Origin of the sequence: Marinobacter sp. (genome assembly GCF_041687235.1) — a bacterium.
GTDB lineage: Bacteria > Pseudomonadota > Gammaproteobacteria > Pseudomonadales > Oleiphilaceae > Marinobacter.
Window position 1 is genome coordinate 95,669 of the sequence record NZ_JAWLCH010000001.1, and the last position, 12,186, is coordinate 107,854.

A 12,186-nucleotide genomic window follows, 5' to 3' on the forward strand; every position below is an offset into this window, starting at 1 on the left:
CAGAAAATGAAGAACAGAGCCGGAAGACTCAGTATGGGACAGGGAGGCAACAAGCTGGTTGCCGGCCTGATCGCCGCGCTGATCGCACTCACCATCCTGCTCGTTGTGGTGCTGTTCATTATTAATACAGACAGCCAGAACGATCAGGAATACATCGCCAACACCGCCGAGCTGAGGGTGCTCTCTCAGGAGATTGCGAAGAACGCGACCGAGGCTGCCGGTGGCACCGCCGAAGCATTCAACCAGCTGCGCCGCTCCCGCGAAGACTTCCAGCAACTCTGGACCAACGTCACCGAGGGTAATCCGGAAACCGGTCTGCCACCGAGTGAGCTGGCTCAGCAAAGCGGTGTCCAGGAGAACTGGAACACCGTACGGGAAAATGCCGACAGCATCCTCTCCACCCAGGACGCGGTACTCGGCCTGCATGAGGTAGCCCGGACCCTGAACGAAACCATCCCGCAGCTCCAGGTTGAGTACGACGACATCGTACAGATCCTGCTGGATAACAACGCGCCTGCCGAGCAGATTGCACTGGCCCAGCGCCAGTCACTGCTGGCGGAGCGGATTGTCCGCTCGGTCAACAACGTACTGTCCGGTGACGAAGACGCGGTTATCGCCGCCGACCGTTTCGGCCGCGACGCCAGCCTGTTCGGGCGGGTGCTCGAAGGCCAGCTGAACGGCAACCCGGCCATGGGCATTTCTCAGGTCAATGATGAAGACGCCATCTACGGTCTCGAAGCCGTTGATGAACTGTTCCAGTTTGTTTCCCAGAACGTGGACGCGATCCTTGAAGCTTCTCCCGACCTCTTCAAGGTTCGTACCGCTGCAAGTGACATCTTCCAGAATTCCGAGATCCTGCTTTCAGAGCTCTCGGTCCTGGCCGAGAACTTCCGGACCCAGTCCGGCTCGCGACTGATCAGCCCGACCCTGGCCTTTATCATCCTGGCCGCCATGGTCGCAATTGTCGTGTTCATCGGTCTGGCCCTGTACCGGGAAGCCCAGGCCCGACTGGCCGCTACCCAGGAGCAGAACGAACAGAACCAGAACGCGATCCTGCGACTGCTGGACGAACTGGCCGACCTGGCCGATGGTGACCTGACCACTGAGGCCACGGTAACCGAGGACTTCACCGGTGCCATCGCCGACTCCATCAACTACGCGATCGACCAGATGCGCGGCCTTGTACAGGCGATTCGTGGTACCGCGGTACGGGTAGCATCAGCCGCCCAGGAAACCCAGGCCACAGCCATGCACCTGGCGGATGCTTCCGAGCACCAGGCCCAGGAAATTGCAGGCGCCTCTGCCGCTGTAAACGAAATGGCGGTATCCATCGATCAGGTATCCTCGAACGCTGCTGAATCCTCTGCGGTTGCGGAGCGGTCGGTTGCGATCGCGAAGAAAGGCGCGGAAGTGGTACAGAACACCATCCGCGGCATGGACAACATTCGTGAACAGATCCAGGAAACCTCCAAGCGGATCAAGCGTCTGGGTGAATCCTCCCAGGAAATCGGTGACATCGTATCCCTGATCAACGACATCGCCGACCAGACCAACATCCTGTCCCTGAACGCCGCGATCCAGGCCTCCATGGCCGGTGACGCGGGCCGGGGCTTCGCGGTTGTTGCGGACGAAGTTCAGCGACTGGCGGAACGTTCCTCCGCGGCGACCAAGCAGATTGAAGCGCTGGTGAAAACGATCCAGTCGGATACCAACGAAGCGGTTATCTCCATGGAGCACACCACCGCCGAGGTGGTCCGTGGTGCCCGTCTTGCCCAGGATGCGGGTATCGCCCTCGAGGAAATCGAGAACGTATCCATGTCTCTGGCAGAACTGATCCAGAACATCTCCAACGCCGCGCGTCAGCAGTCGTCGTCCGCAGCGCACATTTCCAACACCATGAACGTTATCCAGGAAATCACGTCCCAGACGTCCTCCGGCACCAACGCCACTGCGAAGTCTATCGGTAACCTGGCAGAAATGGCGTCCGAGCTTCGGTCCTCTGTTGCCGGCTTCACCCTGCCGGAAGAAGACGTGGCTGATCAGGAAGAAGAGGAAGACAGCGACGTTCCGGTGGTGGGCTGATTTCCGTTCCAGGGCTGTTGACGGTTTATGGCGCAAATGCATAACAACCTGTCACCTGCCGAGGGCATCTGGTCACTGCGCCGACTCCCCGATATGGACGAGGCGCAGTTCAGCCAGTGGCAAACCCTGCTGGAACACCGAACCGGCATAACCCTGTCGGCCGAGCGCCGTTCGTTTCTGGAAACCAATCTTGGCATCCGGATGCGGGAAATCGGCTGCAGCAGCTATCAGGCCTATTACGAGAAAATCGTATCCGGGCCGGATGCCGTCAGGGAATGGTCAACGCTGGTGGATCGGCTCACGGTTCAGGAAACCCGGTTCTTCCGGGATCCGGATGCATTCCGGCTGGTCTCCGACTACGTCCTGACAAGGCCCCGGGAACAGCTGAAAAAGCGCCCACTGGAGGCCTGGAGTGTCGGGTGTTCCACCGGCGAGGAGCCGTACACCCTGGCCATGGTGCTGAACGAGTGCATGGCGCAGCTGGCATTACAGCCACTGTTTGGAGTCACCGGCTCGGATATCAGCAAGCCTGTGATCGAAAAGGCCCGGAACGGCCAGTTCAACCCCCGCAAACTGCTGGGAATGGACGAAGACATGAAATCCCGGTATTTCCGCCCGGCCGAGCGGAATACCGTGGAAATTGTGAACAGCATCCGTGACAGGGTGTGCTTTACCAGACTGAATGTTCTGGATCTCGACAAGGCACCCATGCACGGCATGAACATTATCTTCTGCCAGAATCTGCTGATTTATTTTCGCCGCTGGCGCCGGCGGGAAATTGTCAAGCGACTTGCAGAGCGGCTGGCGCCCGGGGGGTTGCTGGTTCTGGGCCAGGGAGAGCTGACCGACTGGCAGCCTCCAGGGTTACAGAGAGTCCCCTCGGAACATGTGCTGGCGTGGATCAAACGCCAGACTGACGAAGAATAACCGGAGTGGTTATGGGCAATCACCATGACAGCATCGCCCTCGACTGGGTTCGGGGAGAAATACAGGACACGCTGACCCAGGGTCAGCATGCACTGGAAGCGTATGTCGAGAATCGTGACGACACCGCGCGCCTGCGCTTCTGCCTGAATTATCTCCATCAGGTACATGGCACCCTTCAAATGGTCGAGCTCTACGGTGCAGCCTTGCTCACCGAAGAAATGGAAAAGCTCACCCAGGCCGTGCTCAACGAAACCGTTGCCAATACCGACGAAGCCGTTGAGGTCCTGATGCAGGCCATACTGCAGTTGCCCCAGTACCTGGAGCATCTGGCCAGCAGCCAGGACGATTTTCCGATGGTGCTGTTGCCGCTGCTTAACGACCTTCGGGCCGCCCGTGGCGAATCCCTGCTGTCTGATACGTCTCTGTTCAAGCCGGATCTGAGTCCGTCGCGAATGACCGTGACCGGGAAGGTCTCCCAACGCCTTCAGGATCCGACCGTCCTCGGTCACATCCGCAAGCTGCGCCAGATGTACCAGTTTGCGCTGGCCGGCGTGATCCGGGAAGCGGATCTGGATGCCCATTTCGAGTACATGCAGAAGGTGATTCAGCGACTCATCCGTTTGTGCCAGAAAACGCCCCGGGGCGAACTCTGGAAAGCGGCCAGTGCGTTCGTTGAAACACTTCAAGCACACGTCAATCCGGTGAATGCGGCGGTTAAATCCCTGCTCCGGGAGCTGGACAGTGAAATTCGCCGACTGACCGACGAGCACGCGGATATTCTCCAGCAACCGGCACCGGAAGCGCTGCTCAAACACCTGCTTTACTACGTGGCCCGCGCCCGCGACCTGGACTCACCCCAGGTCAGTGCCCTGCGGGACGCCTACCAACTGAATCAGGCACTGCCTTCAGAAGACGATGTCGACGCCGCTCGCAGCCGGGTATCCGGCCCCGGCCGGGACGCGATTCACTCGGTCGTTGGCGCGCTCAACGAAGAGCTCGCCAAACTCAAGGATCAGCTCGACCTCTATGTGCGGTCAGAGCTGCGCCAGAACAGTGAGCTCGAAGACCTGTTGCCCGGCCTCCGCCAGGTAGCCAATACCCTGGCCGTACTGGGGCTCGGCATCCCCCGGAAAGTGGTCACTGAGCAGGTCGAGCTGGTAGAGAAACTCAGCGCCCAGACCGAGCAGGTCGATGACGGCACTCTGATGGACATCGCCGGCGCGCTGCTTTATGTCGAAGCCAGCCTCGCCGGCCTGGACAGGGAAGGACAACAGGAATCGTCCGCCGATGAGGCTTCCGATACACCGGTCAACCTTGGTTCCCGGGAGCTGGGCGAAGCCAGTGGTGCGCTGCTACGGGAATCCCGCAACACCCTGGAGCAGGTTAAATCCGCCATTGTGAATTTCATTGCGTCGCAGTGGGATACCCGGGAAATCGAGCATGTCCCCGGCCTGCTGCACAGTATTCGCGGTGGCCTCAGCCTGATCCCGCTGGACCGCGTTGCCGGCATGCTGGCCTCGGCCGAACGTTACATTACCGACGTGCTGATGGGCAGCAAACAGGTGCCGGACTGGAAACAGCTGGACATCCTGGCCGATGCGGTCACCAGCATCGAGTATTACCTCGAGCGGCTTGCCGAGGGGATTGGCGAAAACGACTCGATACTCAGGGTCGCGGAAGACAGCCTGGCCTCCCTTGGCTTCCCGGTAGGCGCTGAACCCACCTGGACGGAAACCGCCGCGGAGGAGATACCCGTGGTGGAAACGGCGGAAGAGCAGCCGGAAACCGAGGCATCAGCTCCGGACGGAGCCAAAAACTCCGATTCGGACCTTCTGGATGACGAGATTCTCGGTATTTTCGTTGAAGAGGCCGAGGAAGTTCTCGAAACCATCCATGAATTCTACCCCCGTCTTCGACAGAATCACGATGATCGTGAAGCCCTGACCGAAGTTCGTCGCGCCTTCCACACACTCAAGGGCAGCGGTCGACTGGTGGGCGCTACCAGCATTGGTGAGCTGGCCTGGTCGGTGGAAAACCTGCTGAACCGGGTAATCGACCAGACCATTCGCCCCACCGACGACATGTTTACCCTGGTGGACGAGGTCAATGCCCGCATTCCGTCGTTGATCCGCGAATTCAAAGAAGGCCAGACCGCTGGCGATGTGGAGCAACTCATCAGCCGCGCCGAGGCCATGGCAACCACCCGCCGCACGGACGACGAAGCTTTGGCGGAAACGGAATCGCCGGAAGTGGAAGACACCACCACCGAAGAGCGACAGGAGCAGCAGGAAACAGACACAGCTGAAGAGGAAACCGCCACCACTGAGGCCGTTTCTGACGAACCCGCCGATGACGACGATCTGATTGACGATGAAATACTCGAGATCTTCGTTGAAGAAGCCGGGGAAGTGCTGGACACCATTCGCGAATACCTGCCGATGCTTCTGCGTCAGCACGATGACCGCAGCGCTCTGTCGGAAGTTCGCCGTGCCTTCCACACACTGAAAGGCAGTGGCCGTATGGTCGGCGCGCTGGTTGTCGGTGAACTGGCCTGGTCCGTGGAGAATATGCTGAACCGCGTCATCGACGGCAGCATTTTCATGAACGATGACATTGCCAGCCTGCTGGAGGATGTCACCGCCAATCTGCCGGCCCTGGTCGAAGATTTTGAAAAACGCCGTGGCCCGTCGGTCGACACCAGCAACCTGGAAGCCCGTGCCAATGCCCTGGCCAACGGCGAGATTCCGGACGCCAGCATGATGCCCGCCGCCGAATCCGACGGTGCGGAAGCCGACACCGAAACAGTTGAATCAGAGTCTGAGCCCACCGACGAGGATGCCGTCGATCCGGTACTGCTGGATATTTTTGAAAGCGAGACCGAAACCCACCTGCAAACGCTGAAGGACTTCCTCTCGGCCGCCGGTGACAAGACTTCCGTTACCTATACCGACGACCTTTCCCGGGCCCTGCACACCCTCAAGGGCAGTGCCCATACGGCAGGCATTGCACCGATCGCTGCCGTTATTACGCCCCTGGAACGGTTCGTCAAGGAGTCCCGTGCGCAGAACAAGCGGGCGAACCGCGAGGTTCTCTCGCTGATCGACTCCGCTTGCGATTTCCTGACCCAGGGACTGGCCCAGATTCGTGAGAATCCGCAAGCCTCTCTGCCGGGTACCGAGGCCTTCCTTGAGAAGCTGGACCGTCTGACGGATGAGACCTTCCGCGGCCACAGTGAAGAGGCCCCGCGCCAACATCCGCAGCAGGCGCCTTCGCAGCTGGTTCAGTTGTTCCTGAACGAAGGGCTCGACATTGTTCTTGATGCCGACCGGATCCTCGACCGCTGGGCCGACAACCCCGGCGCAATGGACTCGTTGAACCCGCTGCGTTCCGAACTGGAGCAACTGACCTCCGGCGCCTCCGAAGCCGGGCTCGGAGACGTTGCTGCGCTATCGGGTGCCTTGAAGGAAACCTATGACGAGGCCGCGAAACACGACGAAGCGCCGAACGAGGCTTTCTTCGAAACCGTCAGGGCGGCTCACGAACAGCTGATCAACATGATGGACCAGGTGGCAGCGGGACTTGCCACTGAGTCAAGCGACGACATGGTCGCTGCCCTTGAAGGACTGAAACAGGCTCCTGCCCCGGAAAACCAGGAACCGGACGCCTTCGAGCAGGAGTTTACCGGCGACCTTGAGGAAATCGATCTCAGCTTCGAGATGGATGACACCGAAACACCATCGTTCGAAGAGGCCGTAACCGAGGAGCAACCGCCGCTCCCGGAAACATCGGAATCGGATGAAGAGATGGATGAGGAGCTGGCGGAAATCTTCCTCGAAGAAGCCCGCGACCTCATCGACAGCACCGCCGAAGCCCTCCAGAGCTGGAGCGAGAACACCGGTAATCTGGACATTCTGCGCCTGCTGCAACGGGATCTGCATACCCTCAAGGGCGGCGCTCGACTGGCGGACATTCCAGCGGTGGGTGATCTTTCTCACGAACTGGAGAATCTGTTTGAAGGACTGACCGAACAACGGCTGTCTATCAACGATGAGCTGTCCGACTTGCTGTTCCGCTGCCACGATCGTCTGGCCGGCATGGTGGAAAATCTGGAGGCCAAAGAGCCGCCACGCCCGGCTCCGGATCTGATTGGCGAAATCCAGGCCTACATGGACAGCGCCACCGGAACGCGGCCGGTCACCAACGTAGCCAGTCAGGATGATGAATCTGAGCCGGATGCCGACATCGCGGAGCAGGCCCCCCTCCCTGAGGTGGATGAACCGGAAGAGTCCGATCATGCCGCCGAATTGGAAGAAGGTGTTGCCGATTTCTCTCACCTGGATCCGGAACTGGTGGGCATCTTCCTGGAGGAAGCCTACGACCTGATCAACTCCACCGGCAGTGCCTTGCACACCTGGACTGAAGATCCTTCCGACCGGTCCGTCGCCGCTGAACTCCAGCGCGATGTCCACACCCTCAAGGGTGGGGCCCGCATGGCCGGCGTCGAAGCCATTGGCGACCTGACCCATGTGCTGGAGGATCTGTTCGAAAAGGTTGCGGAAGGTCAGCTGGAAGCCAGCGACTCCATGAACGACCTGCTGTTTGCCTGCCATGACAGGCTCGCCCAGATGGTCGAACAGGTAGCTACCCAGAAACCCTGCCCTCCGGCCAATGAGCTGGTTGCCAGGGTAGAGTCGATACTCAGGGGCGAGTCGATGCCCGCTGACGTTCGCGGTGAAGCACCAGCGGCGGATGAGCAGGCGGCGTCCCCGGCCGAAGAAACTCCGGAACCTGCCAGCCTCAGCAAGACCCTGACCCAGGCCAGTGATGACGACCTGATCGGCATCTTCCTCGACGAGGGTCTGGAGATTTACGATGCCATCAGTGAGTGTCTCGACCAGTGGCGCGACGAACCGGAGGAACTGACCGGCCTGACCCAGCTGCAGCAGGAGCTGCACACCCTCAAGGGCGGTGCGAGGCTTTCCGACGTTGATCCGATTGCCAATCTGGCCGAGGCCTGGTCCGACGCCCTCGATCCCCTGATCTCCGGGTCCAACAATCAGAAGACCTTGCTCAGCCTCAGTGACCGGGCATTGGCCAGCCTGAAGGCCATGCTCAACCGTCTGGAAGAGGGTAACAAACCTGATCCGGATACCGGGCTCATCGAAGACTTCCAGGCTGCCCATGAGGTTGCCGCCGAAGAAACCGCCGCGCCCCGGGAAGCGTCCGAGCAGGAAGCCATCGATCCTGAAGTCCTGGAAATCTTCCTCGAAGAAGCCGGTGAGATCATGGACCAGCTGGAGCAGCTGCTCGATGACTGGCGCAAGGACCCGGCGAACCACAATTTCAACCAGGAAGCCCAACGGGCACTGCATACCCTCAAGGGTGGCGCCCGTCTGTCCCAGCTCACCCAGCTTGGTGACCGGGCCCATGGGTTTGAAACCCGATTGATTGATCTGGGCGGGAACGCCCCGGACGAAGCGCAGTGGCAGGCCATCACCGAAGATCACGACGCCATCATTGCGCTGGTCGCGGATATTCGGAAAGGCTATGAATCTGGCTCTGGCGTGCCGGAGCCTGCAAAGGCCGAACAGCCATCACCGGCCCCGGCCACGCCAGAACCGAAGCAACTCGAAGAGCCGACCCTGCCCGCCAAAGCGGAAAAACCGGCAGCACCTGCGCCCAAGCCTGGAAAATCTCCGGCCAAGGCCCGCAAACAGGCGGCCGAAGCCCAGCGAGCTGCCCAGGAAACCATCCGGGTATCGGCACCGCTGCTGGACGAACTGGTCAACCTGGCCGGTGAAACCAGTATCACCCGTGGCCGGCTTGAGCAGCAGACCAGTGACTTTGGCCACACCCTGGATGAAATGGCCGCGACCATTGAGCGTCTGCGTGAGCAGCTGCGCCGGATGGAAATCGAAACCGAAGCCCAGATCCTGTTCAGCGCCGAAAAGGAACACGGCCCGGATTACGGCGACGACTTCGACCCCCTGGAAATGGACCGCTATTCGTCCATCCAGCAGCTTTCCCGGGCGCTGACAGAATCCTCCTCGGACTTGGCTGATCTTCGTGAAACCCTGTCTGACCGGGTACGGGACACAGAAACCCTTCTGGTTCAGCAGTCGCGGATCAACACGGAACTCCAGGAGGGTCTGATGAAGACCCGAATGATTCCGTTCGCCTCCATGGTCCCTCGCCTGCGCCGGATCGTCCGCCAGATCAGCGGCGAACTGGGCAAGAAAGTGGACTTCGATGTCCGCAACGCCGAAGGCGAGATGGACCGGAATATCCTCGAGCGGATGATCGCGCCGCTGGAGCACATGCTCCGGAACGCTCTGGACCACGGTATCGAAAGCCCGGCGGACCGCAAAAAGGCAGGCAAGCCCGAAACCGGCGAAGTGACTCTGTCGCTGACCCGTGAAGGTGGTGATGTTGTCCTGCGCATGATCGACGATGGTGCCGGTATTCCGTCCTCGGTGATCCGCGACAAGGCCATTCGCCAGGGTATGTTGCGGGAAGATGAAGACCTGTCCGAGCGGGAAGTCCTGCAGTTTATCCTGCAGCCCGGCTTCTCCACCGCCCAGCAGGTAACCCAGATTTCCGGCCGAGGCGTGGGCATGGATGTGGTCGCCAGTGAGATCAAACAGCTCGGTGGCAGCCTGGATATCGATTCGGCCGTGGGTCGCGGTACCACCTTCACCGTACGCCTGCCGTTCACCGTTTCCGTAAACCGGGCCTTGATGGTGTCCACCGGCGAAGACTTCTACGCTATCCCTCTGAACACCATCGAGGGTATCGTCCGGGTCAGCACCTACGAGCTTGAGGAATACTACAAACCGGATGCGCCGATGTACGAGTATGCCGGTCAGGAATACCGGCTTCAGTACCTCGGCAGCCTGCTGAACAGTGACCATCATCCCAAGCTGCAGGGCCAGGCCCTACCGCTGCCGGTCATTCTGGTTCGCGGTGCCGAGCAACCCATGGCCCTGCAGGTAGACAACCTGATGGGCAGCCGGGAGATTGTTGTTAAATCCCTCGGCCCTCAGTTCAGTTCGGTCCGGGGTGTCTCCGGTGCCACCATCCTGGGTGACGGTAACGTGGTGGTGATTCTCGACCTGCCGGCCATGATCCGTTCCGACATCCTGTCCGAGCGCCAACGCCTGGCCAACCTCGAGAAAGCCCGCGAGTCTGCCCGTTACGAAGAGCAGGCCACCGTGGTTATGGTGGTGGACGACTCGGTCACGGTCCGGAAGGTTACCTCACGACTGCTGGAGCGCAACGGCATGGAAGTCATCACCGCAAAAGACGGGCTGGATGCTGTGGCCCAGTTGCAGGATCACAAACCGGACATCATCCTGCTGGATATCGAGATGCCTCGTATGGACGGCTTCGAAGTGGCCAGCTTTGTGCGCCACGATGATAACCTTCGGGAAACCCCGATCTGTATGATCACTTCCAGGACCGGCGAGAAACACCGCGAGCGGGCGCTGGCCATTGGTGTCAACGAGTATCTCGGCAAGCCGTTCCAGGAAACCGAGTTGCTTGAGACCATTGAGCGGCTAACCGGGAGACAGTGATGACCGGCCAATCTGGCCGGCCGCAGGTCGGGATCGTCTCGGATGTGGTCCTGCAGCGCCATCGCCTGCAGGCCGCCACCGCCAAGTTCGGTCTTGATGTGCGTTTTTCGGGGGATCCGGACCGGTTGCTGGGCTATCCGGAATTTCCGGATGCCAGCCTCTGGCTGGTGACCCTGGAGGACGAGGCCGATCACCCGTTGCTGTTCGATCACCTGCTCGAGAACACCGAGGCACCGGTACTGTTCGGGCTGGACGAGGCACCCAAGCCCGGGAGTACCGAGTATTTCCGCTGGGAACGACGGCTGTTGGGGAAGCTGGAACAGCAACTGGGGCATCTGGAAGAGCTGGATTCCGAGGCGACGCTGGCGCAGCTTGAGCAGGATGCGCCGGCCTCACGTCCCTCACCGGACCTGCCACACTGGATTCCACCTGCAGTGCCAGGGTCTTTGGCCGAGGAAGTCTGGATTCTGGGCGCCTCACTGGGTGGCCCGGCCGCAGTAAAGACGTTTCTGGACCATCTTCCGCCGAATCTGCCCGTGGGCTTTATCTATGCCCAGCACATTGACGGCAATTTTACCGAGGTGCTGACCCGGGTGCTGGGCCGCCATGCCCACTACCAACTCAAGCGCGCAGAAGAGGGTTACAAGGTTCAGAACGGTGATGTGGTGTTGATGCCGGTGGAGCACGAATGGAAGCTGACAGAGCAGGGCGCCCTCACTGAAACCAGCAACCCCTGGCCCGGGCCCTATGGTCCGTCCATTGACCAGGTACTGCTGAACGTTGCGGATCATTACGGGCAACGCTGCCATGCTATTCTCTTCTCCGGCATGGGTAATGATGGCGCTATTGCCGCGCCCCTGCTGAAAGCCTACGGTAGCCGGATCTGGGTTCAGGAGAGCACAAGCTGCGGCAACAGTTCTATGCCCGAATCCGTGGCTGCCACCGGCTGCAGCGGCTTTTGTGGCACCCCGGAGCAACTGGCCCGGGAACTGGTAAAAACCATTGAAGAATCCTGCCTGCTCAAGAGCCGGCAGAAACGGGACTCCGCCTGAGGTAACAAGCAATGAATGACAACAGCCAATCCCTCTCCTGCGTCATGATTCCGATGACCGGACGGCAACTGTTGCTGCCAAACGTCTCGATTGCGGAAGTGGTCGACTACGTCAGTTCTGACGCGGGCGCCAACACACCGGAATGGCTGGTGGGCTACCTGGACTGGCGGGGGCTTCAACTTCCGGTGATTTCCTATGATGCGGCCAACGGCGCTGCCCTCACGGTACCCGGCGACAATCGTGGCCGCATTGTTGTGCTCAACACCATCGGGGACCATCACCAGGACATTCCGTTTATGGCGCTGGTTACCCAGGGCATTCCAAGCCAGGCCCGTCTGACCGAGGAGCAGGTCAGGAAGCTGGACGGCGAGCCCGGCCCCGCCGACCTGATGCAGGTTGAGGTCGACGGCGAGAATGCCTGGATCCCCAATCTCGAATTCCTGGAATCTCTCGTCTTGCAGTCCCGACACTGACCGACTATTTCGCTCCACTGCCGGGCATGGCAGGCCTCCCTGTAAATGTTATAATGTTACAAATTTTGCAGGATCCCG

5 protein-coding genes are annotated in these 12,186 nt (G+C 60.2%); all 5 read left to right on the forward strand.

Annotated elements, in window-relative coordinates:
- Positions 1 to 6: 6 nt before the first annotated feature.
- Genes ACESMK_RS00450 through ACESMK_RS00470 form a run of 5 tightly spaced genes read left to right on the forward strand, consistent with a single transcriptional unit; the run spans position 7 to position 12,108 of the window.
- Positions 7 to 2,082 (forward strand): methyl-accepting chemotaxis protein, encoded by a 2,076-nt coding sequence (locus ACESMK_RS00450; RefSeq protein WP_372994173.1) that lies wholly within the window; start codon positions 7 to 9, stop codon positions 2,080 to 2,082.
- Between the two features lie 27 nt (positions 2,083 to 2,109).
- Entirely contained in the window at positions 2,110 to 3,009 is a 900-nt protein-coding gene (locus ACESMK_RS00455; RefSeq protein ID WP_372994175.1) for a CheR family methyltransferase, read from the forward strand.
- 11 nt (positions 3,010 to 3,020) lie between these two features.
- Positions 3,021 to 10,583 carry an Hpt domain-containing protein gene (locus tag ACESMK_RS00460; protein WP_372994177.1) on the forward strand — a complete coding sequence of 2,521 codons (7,563 nt, stop codon included), beginning with the start codon at positions 3,021 to 3,023 and terminating at the stop codon, positions 10,581 to 10,583.
- On the forward strand, positions 10,583 to 11,635 hold the full coding sequence (locus tag ACESMK_RS00465) for a chemotaxis protein CheB (RefSeq protein ID WP_372994179.1): 1,053 nt from the start codon (positions 10,583 to 10,585) through the stop codon (positions 11,633 to 11,635). The genes ACESMK_RS00460 and ACESMK_RS00465 overlap by 1 nt, the downstream gene beginning before the upstream one ends.
- Positions 11,636 to 11,646: 11 nt before the next feature.
- Positions 11,647 to 12,108, forward strand: a complete 462-nt coding sequence (locus ACESMK_RS00470; protein WP_372994181.1) for a chemotaxis protein CheW — start codon at positions 11,647 to 11,649, stop codon at positions 12,106 to 12,108.
- Positions 12,109 to 12,186: the final 78 nt, after the last annotated feature.

Excerpts from the sequence above, each read along its gene's own strand:
- ACESMK_RS00465 (WP_372994179.1), top strand. The coding sequence starts at position 10,583 with ATGACCGGCCAATCTGGCCGGCCGCAGGTCGGGATCGTCTCGGATGTG.
- ACESMK_RS00460 (WP_372994177.1), top strand. The coding sequence starts at position 3,021 with ATGGGCAATCACCATGACAGCATCGCCCTCGACTGGGTTCGGGGAGAA.
- ACESMK_RS00450 (WP_372994173.1), top strand. The coding sequence starts at position 7 with ATGAAGAACAGAGCCGGAAGACTCAGTATGGGACAGGGAGGCAACAAG.
- ACESMK_RS00455 (WP_372994175.1), top strand. The coding sequence starts at position 2,110 with ATGGCGCAAATGCATAACAACCTGTCACCTGCCGAGGGCATCTGGTCA.
- ACESMK_RS00470 (WP_372994181.1), top strand. The coding sequence starts at position 11,647 with ATGAATGACAACAGCCAATCCCTCTCCTGCGTCATGATTCCGATGACC.